Here is an 18,096-nt window from a genome sequence, read left to right as displayed (position 1 = left end):
CATTATGAAGTATGTCATTTTCATTCTTTTTGCGGCCTCCCTTGGCAGTATTCTGTTTGGTTTTTTAATAGCCTCCGAATATGCCCAAAAATATATAGGTTTCGGGGTGGCTGGTTTATTCCTGGTGGTGTTCCCCTTGTTTTCCTATTACCGGTGGAAGGATAAAAACATGAAGGATTACCTGCTCACCAAAGAGAACCTGGACAAAATGCGTGAAAATCAACGGAAGAAAAAGTATTGATACACCAGCAGTGTTCAAACCAGTCTGACTTCCAGTTTTAAAAACTTTAGACTTCATAAAAAAGGGCCTAAGCAAGATCATTGAAAGCTTCAGGCACAACTCCGAAATTTTCTGCCGATGACAAAAACATTTTGTAACTACAATATCTTCAAATTGTCCTGTGAATTTTGAAAATTCACAGGACAATTTTTAAAATTCACAGGACAATTTCGAGGACCCTTGCTTATGATATAAAGAACCAGTAAGCAGCGCATCCAAACATGTTGCTTAGGAAAAAAGATGCTGTTTGCCATCCTTCAGGAAAAGGCAGCTAATTCAAATTGCGTTTTTCAATAAAAAAACGCTTGAGAAGCACAGAAGCCTCCGTTTCCATCACACCGCCTTCAATCACCGTTTTAGGGTGCAGTTTTGTTTTCAGATTGATACAACCGCGTTCCGGATCCCTGGCCCCATAGACTATTTTCGATATCTGGCTCCAGTATAGGGCTCCGGCACACATCTGGCAGGGCTCCAGGGTGACATACAGGGTGCAATTATGAAGGTATTTACCCCCCAGGAAGTTCGCTGCAGCCGTGATGGCCTGCATCTCGGCATGCGCAGTCACATCATTAAGGGTCTCTGTTAAATTGTGTCCCCGTGCAATAATTTTATTATCAATAACGATGACAACACCTACCGGTATTTCTCCTTTTTCAAAGGCAATCTCTGCCTCCTGCAGGGCTTTCTTCATAAAATAGCTATCGTCAAAAATATGCTCCATGACCACAAAAATACAATTTCATTCTTGTACTTTTGCCTGGTGAAAAAGAATCTTCTAGATACGATTAATACACCGGAAGACCTGCGCCTTCTTAAACCGGATGAATTGCCCTTATTGGCGCAGGAACTTCGCCAATTTATTATTGATATTATCGCATCCAAAGAAGGCCATTTAGGCGCCAGCCTGGGCGTTGTTGAATTGACCATTGCATTACATTACGTATTTAACACCCCTGAAGATGTCGTTATTTGGGATGTTGGCCATCAGGCCTACGGCCATAAAATTATAACCGGAAGACGAGATCTATTCCATACCAACCGCCGCTTCGGTGGTTTAAGCGGATTCCCAAAACGGGAAGAAAGCCCGTATGATGCATTCGGAACAGGGCATTCCTCAACCGCCATTTCGGCAGCCTTAGGCATGGCCATTGCCTCGAAACTAAAGGGTAAGGACAAACACCATATTGCCGTGATAGGTGATGCCTCAATAGCCGGTGGCATGGCTTTTGAAGGCTTGAATCATGCCGGTGTTACCAACACGAACCTCCTGGTGATACTGAATGACAATGCCATTGGTATTGACCCCAGTGTCGGGGCCTTAAAGCAATACCTCACCAACGTTAAAAAAGGGACTCAAAAACAGGACAACATTTTTGAAGCACTCAACTTCAATTATTTTGGGCCCATAGACGGTCATGATTTAGAGGCTGTTATCGGTGAACTTCAGCGTTTAAAAACAATCAAGGGACCCAAATTCCTGCACCTCATTACCACAAAGGGCAAAGGCCTGAAGCAGGCTGAAAGGGATCAGGTAAAATACCATGCCCCCGGAAAGTTCAATGCGCTTACGGGAGAATTAAGTCCACAAACAGAGCACGCCCTGCCTCCGAAATACCAGGACGTTTTCGGGCACACTCTAGTGGAACTCGCCAAGCAGAACAAAAACATTATCGGCATCACACCTGCCATGCCAACCGGAAGCTCCTTAAAATATATGATGGCTGAATTTCCCGATCGCGCATTCGATGTCGGGATTGCCGAACAGCATGCCGTCACCCTGGCTGCAGGAATGGCTACCCAGGGGCTCATTCCGTTCTGTAATATCTATTCCACCTTTCTGCAGCGGGCCTATGATCAGGTGATTCACGATGTGGCCTTACAACAACTCCCCGTTATCTTTTGCCTGGACCGTGCCGGTTTGGTGGGTGAGGATGGTCCTACCCATCATGGTGCTTTTGACCTGGCCTTTTTAAGGTGCGTGCCGAACCTGATTATTTTTGCACCGCGCAATGAAATGGAACTTCGAAATATCATGTATACCGCACAGTTAGGGTTACAGGGGCCTATTGCCATTCGTTACCCCCGTGGCAGAGGCGTTACTTTAGACTGGAAACAACCCTTTAATAAATTAGCTATAGGCAAGGGCATACAGCTCAAACAGGGAAAAACAGTAGCCGTTTTAAGTGTGGGACATATGGGCAATACAGTTATGGAAGCCCTGCGATCTTTAACTGTTTCGCACTATGATATGCGTTTTGTCAAGCCTTTGGACGAATCGTTACTGGAGACTGTTTTTAAAACGCACCGCATCATAGTGACTGTTGAAGACGGGACCGTTACAGGGGGCTTTGGAAGTGCTGTACTGGAGTTTGCCTCCAAACATAACTATACCAACACCATCAGATCCCTTGGTCTGCCAGACCGTTTTATCGACCAGGGAAGTGTTCATGAACTGCAGGCTTCCATCGGCCTGGATGCTGCCAGTCTATGTGAATATATTAAGACACTGCTGTGATTGGCCCCGGCCAGAAAACCTAGCCCAGATCAATTCCTCTGATTTTATTAAATAACAGGATAGCGTAACTATCGGACATAATGGACACATAACTACATACCGAAAGCAACCTTTCGTAGAGGGTGGCGTTCATTTTTTTGTAATGATCGGGCAACAGGCTTAAAATCAGGTTGTCATAATTCGAGGCTCGGTCCTCATGTGCGTTGTTCAAGGCGGTAATAAACACCTCCAATAAACTGGACAACACCTGATACCCCGCAATCTCCTTCTCTACGACTTCCCTGCTCTGATATATTTTTTCGACACTTATTTTAATAATGTCCCTGATCTGGGCATCATATTTACTTTTATCCAGTAGGGCGCAGTCAAAAGCACCCTTTAGAATGCGCTCTTCATAGGCCATGAAAAGGTCGACACATTCATGTATCAGACTTCCTATGGCCAGGGCCCGCAAGTATCCGATACGGTCTTTTTTATGGGACAGGGCATAATAGTTTTCCGGTTTTATGGTATCCCTGATAATCCTGGACAGGTATTCCAGGGCAAATTCCTCTTCAATCAGCCCCAGGTTGATGCCATCTTCAAAGTCTATTATGGTATAACAAATGTCATCGGCCGCTTCGACCAAATAGGCCAGCGGATGTCGGGAAAAACTGAATTCCCCGTGCCCGCGCCTCGCCAATCCCAAATCGTTCGCCACATCTAAAAACGCGTCTTTATCACTTTGAAAAAAACCATATTTTTTATCCGCAATATGCGGGGTAGGCTTTTTTGGTAATGAGGCCTTAGGGTATTTCATAAAAGCGCCAAGTGTCGCATAACTCAGTCGCAGTCCCCCTTGACGTCCAACCCGACTTTCGGTTACTATTTTAAAGCCATTGGCATTGCCCTCAAAATCACAGAGATCCTGGTATTCCGAAGCTGTTAAATCGGCCTTATAGTGTTTTCCGATACCATTTTTAAAAAACTCCCCGATGGCCTTTTCCCCGGAGTGCCCGAAAGGAGGATTGCCGATATCATGTGCCAGGGCAGCCGCCGCCACAATGGCGCCAAAATCATTGGCCTGATAGCCGTGGATCTTTTGTAAATGAGGGTATTTTTCAATTAGTCGTTGCCCGACTTTCCGCCCCAGAGAACGCCCCACCACACTGACCTCCAGACTATGCGTCAGGCGTGTATGTACAAAATCGGTCTTAGACAGGGGTATGACCTGGGTCTTGTCTTGCAGACTTCTGAATTCTGAAGAAAAAATAATGCGATCGTAGTCGACTTCAAACCCCAGCCGTGTTTCATCCTGCTCTTTTCGAATGCGTTTGTTGGTATCGCCAAAACGTTTTAAGGACAGTAATTGCTCCCAGTTCATCGTGTAATTTTATGATCGGCAAGATAACCAAATTCACGACAATCTAGGGGTCAAAGTTGTTAACATTGCGGTAACATTTTCGTTACAGATGTTTAATGATCGCTTAACACAGAAGTTACACGAAAGAACGTTCTTTGTCTCAGAAATTATCATAGCACATGAAACCACTTTTATTCATCCTTCTGTTTTTTATCTCAGCATTATCTTTTGCTCAGAACAAGGGTTCCATCAGTGGTGTGTTATCTGATTCCGGCTCGATTGACGAGCCACTGGTTTTAGCCAAAGTATCCGTTAAGGAAACAGGCGATGAAACCGTATCTGATGAAAGCGGCTTTTTTAAATTTGAGAATATCGATGAAGGCACTTATACCCTGCTGTTTCGTTTTGTAGGCTATGAAACTAAAGCAGTCGAGACTCATGTTGTTTCAGGTAAAAACAGTGAAATAAAATTGTCCTTAGAGGCCAGCACCATATCCCTGGATGACTTAGCGCTAACTTTAGCGAGTGCGACATCGGAAACAGCGTCTAAAGCCGTGCTGACCCCCTGATGTCCTTAGGTGAATATTCGTTGGCACCTTTCCGTATTTACATACTCTAACACCTTCAAAAGTCTCCACCTTAAGACATGAAACTTTAGCCGTCTCTATTTGGTAATTTCATGATTTAGCAATGGTTTTGATATCCCACTGTGTTAATGTTAACTAAATGTAATCTTTTCTGGTTAGAATGATTAGAAAAGGTAACGTTTAGCTAACACTATTATTACGGTTCTTTAATCTGCAGGTAACACTAGGTTTACACAACAGCAGTTTCTTTGCCCCAGAATTGATATTGAACCTAATGAGACAATTTATATTACTATTTATATTATCAACTGTTTTATTTTCGGGTGCTCAAAACACTGGATCCGTTGTCGGAAAACTAACGGATAAGGAGTTTAATAACGAACCGTTGGCATTCGCTAACGTTTTGATTAAAGGCACAACAACAGGAACCACGTCGGACTTTGACGGTCTTTATACTTTTGAAAATTTAGATCCTGGAGATTATACACTAATATATAGTTTTGTGGGTTATGAAACACAGGAAATAAATGTGACTATCGTTGCGGGTAAAGTCATCGAGGTCAATGTCGTCATGGGGGCCAGTGCAGCCTCTCTGGATGAAGTCGTGATCACGACGACCACACGGCGCGAGAGTGAAACCGCCTTATTATTGGAACAAAAGAAAGCGGTTGAAATAAAACAAAGTATTGGTGCAGAAGAACTTTCGAGAAAGGGTGTGAGCGATGCCGCAGGTGCCGTGGCAAAAATATCGGGAGTCTCAAAACAGGAGGGAAGCAGTAATGTCTATGTAAGGGGTTTAGGTGACCGATACCTGAACACCACTATGAATGGACTGTCATTACCATCGAACGATGTAAGTAAAAAGAATATAGATCTGGATTTATTTGCTTCCGATGTTATAGAAAGTGTTGGTATTAGCAAAGCGTATTCCTCAAGATTCTACGGCGATTTTGCAGCAGGAAATGTAGACGTTGTTTCGAAAGACTATAAGGGGATCGGTTTCTTCGATCTGTTTACAGGGTCGTCGATTAACACCAATGCCATTGGAAAGGATTTTGTAAGAAGTGAAGGTACAGGCTATTTTGGATTTTATAATCGGTATCAGCACAATCCGTTTAATGTGATCTTATCACACGGTTTCGACCCTGTAAGTGCCGGGTCTCCTATAAATACGGAATTCGGGGGATCCTTTGGCAAAACGTTTATGTTTAACAATGGTTCGAAACTCAGCTTTTATGGTACAGGATCTTTTGGAAACGATTTTCAATACAGGAAGGGGGCGTCCATTGATTATACGAATGTAGAAAAGAAAGCTTTCGAACAAGCTGAAGAATATGAATATGGCACAACCACCACAGGGATGGCTTCAATTAATTTCAGGATAGACGATTACAATACCTTATCTTACAATTCCCTGTTTGTAAATAGCTCCTCAGACAAAGTGGGGTACTTCGGTATAGATGGTATGGGTAGAAACCGCGATGCAATTGCCAATACCGATGAAGGCTTCTATCAGCAAAACATTCAATTCAATGAAAATTTAATTTATGTAAACCAACTCATTGGTGTGCACAAATTCGACAAAATTGAAGTGAATTGGGGCTTTGGACACAACTTTGTAAATGCACATGAACCTGACAGAAAGCGCATTAGTATTGAGAACTATCATCTGGCACTGGATAATAATCCTTCTACCAAACCCATATTTTACAGCAACGTCGATTTTGATAATCAGCGCTATTTTCAGAACATTGAAGATGAGGAGTTAAACGGGCGCTTAAACCTTACTTACAAACCTTCTGATCAGATTAAAATAAATGTAGGTTATAATGGCAGAACTAAAGAACGCCATTTTGACAATATACGTTATGGTTATGATATCACAGATAACGGTGGCATCGATAACGTCAAGGCTCTTAATGACATTTTCACGCTTGAAAATCTGAACCTGAAAAGTAACGAGGGGGTTTACGAAATTAAGGTTATCAGACCTATTCCGTCTCTCAGCACCACGAACAGACCCGGATTACCTGAGAACACCTATACGGGACAATTGGATGTACAGGCGGGTTACCTGAACGCCGAACTGAATTTTGGTGAAAAATGGCTTTTTGTTCCCGGGATAAGAGTGGAATCCTTTGACCAGTTTATTGCCTATGATGTGATCAATTTAGGGGTTAATGGAAAAGACAGTATCAGTGCATCAGAACGTGTTTTTTTACCGAGTTTAAGTATTAAATACAGCATTAACGACGATCAGAACCTACGCTTTTCGGCAAGTCAAACCCTATCCTTACCCGAATTTAAGGAGGTTGCTCCATTTGTTTACGAAAGTGTTTCACAGCGCATTGGTGGTAATCCAGATCTTTTGGGGAGAAAAGCAGGTGAAACCTATACCAATGTAAAGGATGTATCCTACTCTAAAATAATGAATCTTGATTTTAAATATGAGTGGTTTGTAACTAAGTCGGAACTGATCGCTTTGGGTGTTTTTTACAAGAAAATAGAAGATCCAATTAACCAGGTAGTGGCTTTTGATGCCACGGGTACCCAACGCTTCTTCAGAACGGGAGATCAGGCTGAGATCTTGGGTATTGAAGCAGAAATTCGAAAAAATATCCTGGTTGACGAATTCGATGAAGGGATTCTCTCCTTTGGTCTTAATGCCACCTATATGCATACTGAGCAAGATCTCTACAGTGCTATTGTGGGAAGTAATTTTAACGTGAGTTTTAACAAGGCTACTGAGGCATTACAAGGCGCCTCACCTTTTATTGTTAACGCCGATGTCAACTTCTCACCTAAATCATTTGAGCATTATAAACCAAATGCCACCTTGTCTTTCTCTTATTTCTCTGATCGTATAGATGCCCTGGGCTCCGGACAATTGGGAAATGTTATTGAAAAAGGGATCCCTACACTGGATTTTATCTTTAAAAATGAGATCGGCGCGCATTTGGAAATCAACCTGGCCGCAAAGAATTTACTAAATCCCAGTGTCAAATACATTAGAGAAACCAATCAAGGAGACATTATCGTAACGTCTCCCAATGGAAAAGATGTTTCAAACTATAATTCGGGCATAAATCTGGGTCTACAACTTAAATATTCATTTTAAACCATTGCATAAAAAGAACGTATAAAAATTAAATTTAGAAACAATGAAAATTAATTTATTATTAGGATTTGCAACTGTTGCTTTACTTTTCAACGGGTGTGCAGCAGACGATACGGCAGCTATTTACATCACGGATAACAGTGTTATAAACAACACAACCAACAACAGTGGTGGCGAGGGAGGTGAAACTGAGGTCGAAATACCGATCAGTGCCGCCGAATACTCTTCCGATATCACTTTAGAGGCCAATACCACCTATACCATTACCGGACCCGTAATCATGGCAGAGGGTGCGAATTTAATTATAAATGAAGGGGTAACCATTAAAGCCATTGCAACCGGTGCCGATGTGTATATCGCCATATCTCAGGGCGCACAAATTATTGCTAATGGAACGGCTTCCAATCCTATAGTAATGACCTCCGGAGATGCCAACCCCAGTGCCGGACAATGGGGCGGGTTAATTATTTTAGGTAAAGCCCCTATAAACTCCGTTACGGGCAGCGCCACAGCCACTTCTGAAATTGGAAGCTTACCATATGGTGGCACAGATGCCTCTGACAGTTCAGGTGTTATTCGCTATGTGCGTGTTGAATATTCCGGTGGGGCTGCCGATGGCTCTTCAGAAAATAACGGTATCTCATTTTACGGTGTGGGCGCAGGAACGACCGTAGATTATATTCAAGCCTATGAAGGTGCTGATGACGGCATTGAATTTTTTGGCGGAACGGTCAAGGTAAACCATGTGGCAGTCATCAACTGTCAGGACGATTCTATCGACTGGACTGAAGGTTTCACAGGGTCTATAACCAACGCGTATGTCAAGCATGGTGCCGATCATGACAAAGGATTTGAATGCGATGGCTATAATACAGATATAGGAAACCTTTCCAACCCTAAATTCTGGTCTAAGCCAACAGTAAAGGACGTTACCATTGTAGGTTTGGGTTCCGAAACCGGTAATGAGGCGATAAGATTAAGAGCAGGGACACAAGGAATATTCGATAATATTTTAATTGAAGGTTTTGCGGAAGGATTTGACCTTGATGGTGATGCCGGAGCATCCAGCGATAACCCCACAGGTACCGGAGTCATAAACGGCGACCTGGATGCGACGAATGTGACCTTCAATGATGTGATTACAAAGATGAAGAACGACACCGGTGAAACCTTCAATGAAAGTGATTTTATTAGTGGTGATGGTAATGGAACCGGTACTGATTTTGCCTCATGGGGTGCAGGTTGGACCGTAGGTAACTAAAACAGATAAAAATCCATAAAGTAAAAAAAAGCATCCCGCCACAGGCGGGATGCTTTTTTTATTTTATCTTCCTTGTTAAGCTTATAAGGAAGCTACATTATCAGTATAATTGACAACCTTTTTTTCGCCGTCAATCCAATAGATCCATTTGCCGACCTTTTTACCATTATCATAATTTGCCGAAACCGTTTTTTCGCCTTTTTCATTGAAACTCAACCATTCCCCCTGTAATTTACCATCTAATGTGTAATACCCTGTCTGGCTTACCTCACCATTGTCATGATAATAAACAACTTCAATTAGGTTCGTGTCCGTGTTAAGTTTTAAATCTCGCTTCTGCTTATCCTGAGCAAAAGCAACCACAGTAATAAAAAAGGCAATTAAAAAAAATAATTTCTTCATAACTATGGGGTTTAACATTATAATCCAAAGATACAACTTACTTAATATTAAACCAACATTCACGTAACATTATATTAACATTGAAAATACAAAATACTGTTTTTCAAAAGATTAAAATAGAGATTTAACATTGGAATATTAATAATTACTTAATGTTGACGTTACATTAAGATTAACTGTAACATTGATATTTGTAAGGTCTATAGACAGACAATTAGTATATCATATAATCTATTAGTTTTTGTCGACTACATTATTATGATGCCTAATGAGACTGCCCTAACCAGGGCAGTCTTTTTTATGCTTAAATATAACAATTAGGAAACATTTAGTTAACATAGATTTAGGTTCTTTGCAGTGACAAAAACTAATACGTATACTATGAATACTAAACATACCCTCATTGGTATCTTTCTTTTTACCGTAACCTCGTTATTTGCTCAGGAAATCAGTGACACATCTTTCGGCAAAGGGCTTATTAACTTTACAGCCAAGGACAGTTCATTCAGCATTAAATTCGCACCCCGTTTTCAAATGAGATCCGTTTCCTCATGGGACTATGATGGGGATAAATATGGCAGTCCTGAGCACAATATCCTTATTAGACGTGCCCGTTTAAAATTTGACGGGTATGCCTACAGTCCAAAATTAAGATATAAGATAGAGTTAGGGCTTTCCAATCGCGATATTTCCGGGGCAAGTCAATTTAATAGAAATACCCCGCGTTATATTCTGGATGCCGTTATTATGTGGAACTTTGCAGGCAATTGGGAACTATGGGCCGGGCAAACAAAATTACCCGGTAACGTGGAGCGCGTGGTATCATCAGGAGATCTTCAGTTAATTGATCGATCTTTATTAAACCGCCGTTTCAATATAGACCGAGATATCGGTATACAAATAAGACATAAAACACAGTTAGGAGATCGGTTCCTAATGCGTGAGAAATTTTCTCTTTCTCAGGGAGAAGGGAGAAATGTTACGGAAGGCAACGAAGGAGGATTACAATATACGGGGCGTTTGGAGTTATTACCGTTTGGCACCTTTCAATCCAAAGGGGATTATACTCAGTCTGCCATTAAAAGAGAATCCAGTCCCAAACTCATGGCGGCATTTACATACAACCTAAATCAAAACGGTGTTAGAGAACGCAGCTTTGCGGGCGATTATATGTTAAGAAGTGACGGTTCCTTATATGAAACAGACATTACAACACTGTTCGCCGATATCATGTTTAAATATAAAGGCATTTCCTTTATGGGGGAATACGCCAAAAGGACGGCTGATGAACCTGTTGCGACTGAATTGGATGGTGTTACACCCACCCCAGAAGAGAACATTGTATTAACAGGTAATGCTCTGAATCTACAGGCTGGTTATATGTTTGAAAGCAATTACGAAATAGCCGGTCGTTTTACATCTGTGAATTATGAAGCGATCACTGGAGCCTTACCGGTAAGACAGTATACCCTGGGCATCAATAAATTTATTGTTGGTCACAAACTTAAAGTTCAGTCTGACTTAAGTTATACAAGCCTTGACGGGAATGAAGATAATATCACCTTTCGATTAGGTTTTGACTTACACTTCTAAAAAAATAACAATTAAATAACAAAATAATCATTAATAGTCATGATATTTGCAGACGTATTACAATTAAACTCAATGGATAATATTTATTTATACATGTTAATTGCCTTAACAATTTTGGCAGTTGCAGATATTGTTGTTGGTGTAAGTAATGACGCCATAAACTTTTTGAACTCTGCTATCGGTTCAAAGGCTATTTCCTTAAGAACAATTATGATTGTTGCCAGCTTAGGGATTTTTATTGGGGCCGTATATTCCAGTGGTCTTATGGAAGTTGCCCGAAAAGGTATTTTTGTTCCTGCTGAATTCAACTTTCATGAAATAATGCTCATTTTCATGACTGTTATGATCACTGATATTTTACTTTTAGACTTTTTCAACACGTTAGGTCTACCAACTTCAACTACGGTATCCATCGTATTCAATTTATTAGGAGCTGCTGTGGTGATGGCGCTCATAAAAATTGGTGCATCTGAAACTGAAACTTTAGCAGATTTAAGCAGCTATATTAACACCAAAAAAGCTTTTGAAATTATAAGTGGTATATTGCTTTCTGTTGTTATCGCATTTACTGTCGGAGCCATAGTTCAATGGGTTTCGAGATTAATATTCACCTTTCATAATACGGATAAGATAAAGAATATTGGAGCCATTTTCGGTGGATTGGCGTTAACAGCAATTCTTTATTTCATTTTTATGAAAGGCCTTAAAGGCACCCCGTATTATAATGAACTGAAAGGCTATATTGAGGGTAATGAGACCTACATTATTGTTATTGGTTTTGTGCTATTTACATTATTCTCATTTGTTTATCAAAACATCATAAAAAAGAACGTCCTAATGGTTGTAATTGCCGTTGGAACATTTGGATTAGCCTTAGCCTTTGCTGGTAACGACTTAGTAAATTTTATCGGTGTTCCCATGGCCGCTTATCATTCTTATGAAGCATGGTCTGTTTCTGGAATTGCAGCAACAGAATTCTCAATGGATGTCCTTGGCAATAAAATGCCGGCTGAACCATTTCTACTTTTTATTGCAGGGGGTATTATGGTTGTTACTTTATGGTTTTCAAAAAAAGCTAAAACTGTTGCCGAAACAGAAATTGGCTTATCCAGACAGAGTGAAACTCATGAAAAATTTAAACCGAATTTGTTGTCTCGCAGCATTGTAAAAGGCACCTCACTATTCACGAACGCCTTAATGGTTATTATACCTAAATCTGCTCAGGAAAAAGTGAATGCGAGTTTCGAAAAACCGAAATCGGCACTATTATTAACGAAAGATCAAAGTATTGACGCCCCGGCATTCGATATGATCAGAGCATCTGTAAATTTAATGGTTGCAGGTGTATTAATTTCTATCGCGACGACCATGAAATTACCCTTATCTACGACCTATGTTACCTTTATGGTGGCTATGGGGACCTCTCTGGCGGATCGCGCATGGGGCAGCGAAAGTGCGGTTTATCGCGTTGCCGGTGTTTTAAATGTGATTGGCGGTTGGTTTTTTACTGCCTTTGCAGCATTTATTGGTGCTGGGACTGTTGTCTTTTTGATAAACTGGCATCCCGCTGTGATGACTCCGGTACTTTTATTGTTGACGGTAATTTTATTAGTGAGAAACTATTTATCTCATAAAAATAAATCAGTATCAAAAAGTGAGGACAGCCTGAAAAATGCTGAAAGCAGTTCCCTTCAAGGTGTTATTCATGAAAGCACCCATAATATTGCCAACGTGGTAAAACGAGGAAATAAAATCTATTCCAATGCCATCAATGGATTGGCTCGGCAAGATTTGGCAATGCTTAAAAAGAATAAAAAACAAATAGAGAAACTATCTTTAGAAGTTGATAACCTAAGGGACAACATCTTTTATTTTATTAAAAATTTAGACGAGTCCAGTGTTGGGGCCAGCAATTTTTACATCAACATTTTAGGCTATTTACAGGATATGACGCAATCTTTAGAATATATATCCAAAGCGAGTCATAAACATGTCAACAACAATCATAAAAAACTAAAGTTCAATCAAATTAAGGAACTGAAAGAAGTAGACCATTCAATGGAAAATCTTCTTGTTGAGATTAAAGAGGCATTTGATTCCCGCTCATTTGAACAGATAGGAGCTATTCTAAAAAGTGAAAAAGCCATCTTTAAGATCGTATCTGAAAAAATACATAAACAGGTTGAGCGCACGCGAACTGAGGAATCCAGTCCTAAAAATACGACTCTTTATTTTGGGTTATTGTTAGAGACTAAAGATTTGCTCACGGCTACTATGAATCTTTTAGAGGAATACCATAACGCGCATGATGCTTCCGTGGAACCTGCCAAGTTAAGTACGGAGGAAGAGGAGGAATAACCCTTTTCCATATAATTTTTATTATCAAAGTACCGGATTTTTAGGACTGTATGATGACATACAGCACTTAATAACAGGCTGAATAAAGCTTTTGACTGTCCTTAGGATGTCCACTGCAGCGTCCTAAGGGCATTTTTAGGACTAGATTTAGTTGCGCATGCTCACTTTCCATTGCCATTTTCATCCAAAAGTGTATCCTTCTTACCGTATAACAATTCGGCCACTTCGATCAACTTCTTTATCATATCGTTTACGTTGGTGTAGTCATTAAACAATGAGGACGCCATCTCCGGGGTAATTGCGTTTTTCCTTATCAGTTTGTCAATGGAATGACTGCTTTGCCTCATATTAGACTTAGCTTCCGCCTTCAGCTTTTTAAGCTTTGCCTCGTAAACTTCTGAATTTTCTTCCTTCCTGAACAAATAGATCACTCGCAAAACCTTGACCAGCTTTTTCCTGTAACTATCGTAGGCCGCTGTCAAATGGGTATTGTTCGCACTTAAGGCTATGGTGATATTCTTGTTCAGTTCGCGGGCATCCTTAATGATTTCTACCATTTTTCGGTTTGCAATCTTTATATCCGTGATGGCCCTGTTCTGCCTGTTATTTAATTTTAAAGTGCTTTGTGCCGTCGTGGCGTAGGTGATGATCTGACTGTAAATGGATTTTACCTTGGTATAATACAGATCCTCAACATCGGTATGGAAATCCGTTTTTGATTTCTCAATAATGGTTTTAAGCTTTTCATCCGATTTCACATCCGTCCTATGGATATTTAAAGCATGAGTTACAATTTCAAAGACGCTGTTCTGGTACAGGTATTTCGATTCATTAATTAGTGCAGACAGGACTGCTCCAGGGAATTCCAATACGGCCGGATTGAGGTATTTCGGTTCGTGAACATCCTTTTCCTTTTCAATAAAAAAGCGCAAAAGCAAACGTTCTAAAGGTCTTATAAAGGGCACCATCAACAGGACGCCTATAGCATTAAAAATGGTGTGGAAAAGAGCCAATTTTAAGGTGTAATTGGTAGCTGCGATATGCAATACATCAGAGGTGGTATTGACCAGGTTAGCCAATGGAAAAATAAAGACGATGGCCACCAAGCCTGTCACCATATTAAAAATGAAATGGGCCATGGCCAGTCGTTTTCCGGCACTGTTCGCACTAATGGCACCAAGTGCCGCCGTAATAGTCGTACCGACATTGGCTCCAATGGCGAGGGCCAGAGCGTTTTCGTATTCTATCTGACCCACGGATAAGGCGGTTAAAATAAGGGCCAGGGTAGCACTGCTTGATTGTAAAATAGTTGTCACAACAATACCCAGTCCCGTGTAAATAAAAACCCCCAGAAATCCCGTAACCGCATATTGTGTGAGATCGATATGCTCCTTAAACACATCGAACCCCTCTTTCATATAATGAATACCAAGAAAGAAAAAACCCAATCCGGCCAATACATTACCGATACCTTTAAGCGTCATTTTCTTTTGAAAGGAAAAAATTAGCCCAAATACGAGCATAGGTAAGGCCAGGGCAGAAATCTTGACCTTTAAACCGAACCCAGCCACCAACCACGCGGTGGCAGTAGTGCCTATGTTTGCTCCAAAAATCAACCCTAAACCTCCGGTTAAGGATATAAGCCCTGCACTGATAAACGATATGGTAATAACCGAAACCAGAGAACTGGACTGAATTAAAGCAGTCACAAAAGCACCTGTGAAGACACTTTTATAGAGCTTATTGGTGGCCGACTGTAAAATGGTTTGAAGCGGCCCCTTGGTAAATACCCGAAAACCTTCTTCCAACATGATCATTCCAAAAAGAAGAATGGCCACTCCTGCCGAAATGGTTTCAAAGTTGCGATAGAAATAAAACAATAAGCCCAGAAGAATCAGAAGTCCATAAAAAAATCCTTTCTTCAACATGCTAATTACTATTTTGGATTACTGTATAAATATAGGATGTTTTCTGAATACTCATAGTTTAGGCAAGGCCATATCCCCTTGTTAAGTCTGTTTTTTAACTGAAATATTGTTGCAAATTAAAAAGCATCACACCAAAGGCGTAATGCTTTTCATTTTAACACTTAACAAAAATTAATGTAAGTTCATACTCCGATTTAGGATCCACACATCAGGCAGTCATCGCCTTCACTGGCCTTGGCCTGTGCTATTAGGGCTTTCATTTCTTCAGGAGTCATAGGCTCTACTTCCGGTGCCGGTGTACCCTGCTTTGCGAATTTTGCCGCATTCTGTGCAGCTAATTTCTCTTTCTTGGCTTTTTCCTGCTGCAAGGCCATATTATTCACCTCAACAACTTCGGGAGCCGGTTCTTCTTTCTTGGTCGTTTTCAGGGTAAACTTAATGGCATCGACCGCACTCTTAGTTCTTAAATAATACATTCCTGTTTTAAGCCCACTCTTCCATGCGTAAAAATGCATGGACGTTAACTTAGCCATTGTAGCGCCTTCCATAAAGAGATTGAGTGATTGGGACTGATCTATAAAATAACCGCGTTGACGCGACATGTCTATGATGTCTTTCATACTTAACTCCCAGACGGTTCTGTACAGTTCTTTGATCTCCTGTGGGATGATATCGATATTCTGAATGGAACCATTGGCTCTCATAATATCCTGCTTCAGGTTTTCGTCCCATAGCCCCAATGCCACAAGATCCTCTAAAAGATGCTTGTTCACCACAATGAACTCCCCGGATAATACGCGGCGCGTATAGATGTTGGAGGTATATGGTTCGAAGCATTCATTGTTTCCTAATATTTGAGAGGTTGATGCCGTTGGCATTGGCGCCACTAACAAGGAGTTACGAACACCATGCTTGAGTACCTGCTTACGTAACTTCCCCCAATCCCAGTTACCGCTGAGCTCCTCATCTTTTAAACCCCAAAGATTGTGTTGGAAGTCTCCCTTACTGATCGGAGACCCCTCGTAGGTTTCGTAGTGACCTTCGTCTTTGGCCTCTTCCATACTGGCCGTTACAGCAGCATAATACAGGGTCTCAAAAATATCCTGGTTTAATCGTTTAGCCTCATCGCTTGTAAAGGGCAGGCGCAACTGTATGAAGGTATCCGCCAATCCTTGAACTCCGAGTCCAATGGGTCTATGACGCATATTGGAGGTCCTGGCCTCAGGTACCGGATAGTAATTCCGGTCAATAACCCTGTTTAAATTCTTGGTGACACGCTTGGTGATGCGAAACAATTCCTTGTGGTCAAACTCGCCGTTCTTGACAAACATCGGTAATGCAATGGAGGCCAGATTACAAACCGCTACCTCATCAGGAGATGTATACTCGAGAATTTCAGTACAGAGATTGGATGAGCGTATCGTTCCCAAATTCTGCTGGTTGGATTTGCGATTGGCAGCGTCCTTGTACAACATATAAGGCGTACCCGTTTCAATTTGTGATTCGAGGATCTTTTCCCAAAGTTCGCGTGCCTTTATGGTTTTCCTGCCCAGGCCTTCTGCTTCGTACCGTAAATATAGAGCTTCGAATTCCTCACTATGGGTTTCAGGCAGACCGGGACACTCGTTAGGACACATTAAGGTCCACTGTCCATCTTCCTGAACCCGTTTCATGAATAAATCCGGAATCCACATGGCATAGAACAAATCACGTGCCCGCATCTCTTCCTTTCCATGGTTCTTCTTCAATTCCAGGAAATCAAAAATATCAGCATGCCAGGGTTCGATGTATATTGCAAAACTCCCTTTACGCTTGCCTCCGCCCTGATCTACATATCGTGCCGTATCGTTAAACACCCGAAGCATGGGCACGATACCGTTACTGGTACCATTGGTGCCGGCTATATAACTCCCTGTGGCGCGGATATTGTGCATGGCCAAACCAATACCCCCGGCAGATTGCGATATTTTGGCCGTTTGTTTTAAAGTGTCATAAATCCCATCGATACTATCTTCCTTCATGGTTAGGAGAAAGCAGGATGACATTTGCGGTTTCGGTGTACCGGAATTGAACAAGGTCGGTGTGGCATGTGTAAAATATTTTTTCGACATGAGCTCGTAGGTCTCTATGGCCGATTCGATATCATCCAAATGAATCCCAACTGAAACACGCATAAGCATGTGCTGTGGCCGTTCCGCTATTTTACCATTAAGTTTCAATAAATAGGAACGCTCCAGGGTTTTAAACCCAAAATAATCATAGCCAAAATCGCGGTTGTAAATAATCGTGGAATCGAGACGGTCCTTGTGTTCCATAATGACCTTGTAGACCTCATCGGAAAGCAGTGGTGCATCCTTGCCTGTTCTTGGGTTAACATAGGTATACAGATCCTCCATGACCTCACTAAAGGTCTTTTTGGTGTTCTTATGCAGATTGGATACGGAGATGCGTGCTGCAAGACGGGCATAATCCGGGTGAGCGGTCGTCATGGTTGCCGCAATTTCTGCAGCTAAATTATCCAGTTCGCTGGTCGTCACGCCATCATACAAGCCCTCTATGACCCGCATGGTCACTTTTAAGGGATCGACCAGTTCGTTCAATCCGTAACACAATTTTCTCACTCTTGCAGTGATCTTGTCGAACATGACCTGTTCTTTTCTTCCGTCTCGTTTTATTACATACATTGTTTACACAGTTTTTTTGGTTTTCTGA

12 protein-coding genes are annotated in these 18,096 nt (G+C 41.4%); 7 read left to right on the top strand and 5 right to left on the bottom strand.

Annotated features, from left to right (window positions below; translation table 11 throughout):
- The first annotated feature begins 4 nt into the window (after window positions 1-4).
- Window positions 5-241, top strand: a complete 237-nt coding sequence (locus MR041_RS05340; protein WP_242092570.1) for a hypothetical protein — start codon at window positions 5-7, stop codon at window positions 239-241.
- A 310-nt stretch (window positions 242-551) separates the two neighbouring features.
- Here MR041_RS05340 and MR041_RS05335 read toward each other — a convergent pair whose 3' ends face one another.
- Window positions 552-1,001, bottom strand: coding sequence for a nucleoside deaminase (locus MR041_RS05335; RefSeq protein WP_242092569.1), 450 nt, complete (start codon window positions 999-1,001; stop codon window positions 552-554).
- 39 nt (window positions 1,002-1,040) lie between these two features.
- Here MR041_RS05335 and dxs point away from each other — a divergent pair, with 39 nt between their 5' ends.
- Window positions 1,041-2,795 (top strand): 1-deoxy-D-xylulose-5-phosphate synthase, encoded by a 1,755-nt coding sequence (gene dxs, locus MR041_RS05330; protein ID WP_242092568.1) that lies wholly within the window; start codon window positions 1,041-1,043, stop codon window positions 2,793-2,795.
- A 19-nt stretch (window positions 2,796-2,814) separates the two neighbouring features.
- On the opposite strand, the gene MR041_RS05325 is transcribed toward dxs, so the two are convergent.
- The gene (locus tag MR041_RS05325; protein ID WP_242092567.1) at window positions 2,815-4,158 is read right to left on the bottom strand and encodes a deoxyguanosinetriphosphate triphosphohydrolase; all 1,344 of its coding nucleotides are present in this window, start codon (window positions 4,156-4,158) and stop codon (window positions 2,815-2,817) included.
- A 158-nt stretch (window positions 4,159-4,316) separates the two neighbouring features.
- Between MR041_RS05325 and MR041_RS05320 the strand changes: the two genes are divergently transcribed.
- The 3 genes from MR041_RS05320 to MR041_RS05310 all read left to right on the top strand — a co-directional run bounded on the left by MR041_RS05320 (window position 4,317) and on the right by MR041_RS05310 (window position 9,103).
- The gene (locus MR041_RS05320; RefSeq protein ID WP_242092566.1) at window positions 4,317-4,706 is read left to right on the top strand and encodes a carboxypeptidase-like regulatory domain-containing protein; all 390 of its coding nucleotides are present in this window, start codon (window positions 4,317-4,319) and stop codon (window positions 4,704-4,706) included.
- Window positions 4,707-4,998: 292 nt separating this feature from the next.
- Window positions 4,999-7,842: a TonB-dependent receptor gene (locus MR041_RS05315; RefSeq protein WP_242092565.1), complete on the top strand. Its 2,844-nt coding sequence runs from the start codon at window positions 4,999-5,001 to the stop codon at window positions 7,840-7,842.
- A gap of 43 nt (window positions 7,843-7,885) precedes the next feature.
- A complete protein-coding gene (locus tag MR041_RS05310) occupies window positions 7,886-9,103 on the top strand; it encodes a multidrug transporter (RefSeq protein ID WP_242092564.1) in 1,218 nt (405 codons plus the stop codon).
- Between the two features lie 81 nt (window positions 9,104-9,184).
- Here the strand turns inward: MR041_RS05310 and MR041_RS05305 are convergent, their stop codons facing one another.
- Window positions 9,185-9,505 (bottom strand): toxin-antitoxin system YwqK family antitoxin, encoded by a 321-nt coding sequence (locus tag MR041_RS05305; protein ID WP_242092563.1) that lies wholly within the window; start codon window positions 9,503-9,505, stop codon window positions 9,185-9,187.
- Window positions 9,506-9,886: 381 nt separating this feature from the next.
- Here MR041_RS05305 and MR041_RS05300 point away from each other — a divergent pair, with 381 nt between their 5' ends.
- A complete protein-coding gene (locus tag MR041_RS05300; protein WP_242092562.1) occupies window positions 9,887-11,098 on the top strand; it encodes a porin in 1,212 nt (403 codons plus the stop codon).
- 72 nt (window positions 11,099-11,170) lie between these two features.
- On the top strand, window positions 11,171-13,456 hold the full coding sequence (locus tag MR041_RS05295; RefSeq protein WP_242092985.1) for an inorganic phosphate transporter: 2,286 nt from the start codon (window positions 11,171-11,173) through the stop codon (window positions 13,454-13,456).
- Between the two features lie 161 nt (window positions 13,457-13,617).
- On the opposite strand, the gene MR041_RS05290 is transcribed toward MR041_RS05295, so the two are convergent.
- Together MR041_RS05290 and MR041_RS05285 are read right to left on the bottom strand one after the other, a co-directional pair.
- Window positions 13,618-15,384 carry a Na/Pi cotransporter family protein gene (locus MR041_RS05290; protein ID WP_242092561.1) on the bottom strand — a complete coding sequence of 589 codons (1,767 nt, stop codon included), beginning with the start codon at window positions 15,382-15,384 and terminating at the stop codon, window positions 13,618-13,620.
- A gap of 194 nt (window positions 15,385-15,578) precedes the next feature.
- Window positions 15,579-18,068, bottom strand: coding sequence for a ribonucleoside-diphosphate reductase subunit alpha (locus MR041_RS05285; protein ID WP_242092560.1), 2,490 nt, complete (start codon window positions 18,066-18,068; stop codon window positions 15,579-15,581).
- Window positions 18,069-18,096 lie beyond the last annotated feature (28 nt).

This window comes from Aestuariivivens sediminicola, assembly GCF_022662015.1.
In the GTDB taxonomy this organism is placed as follows: Bacteria; Bacteroidota; Bacteroidia; order Flavobacteriales; family Flavobacteriaceae; genus Aestuariivivens; species Aestuariivivens sediminicola.
This window is presented reverse-complemented; position numbering and strand designations above follow the sequence as displayed.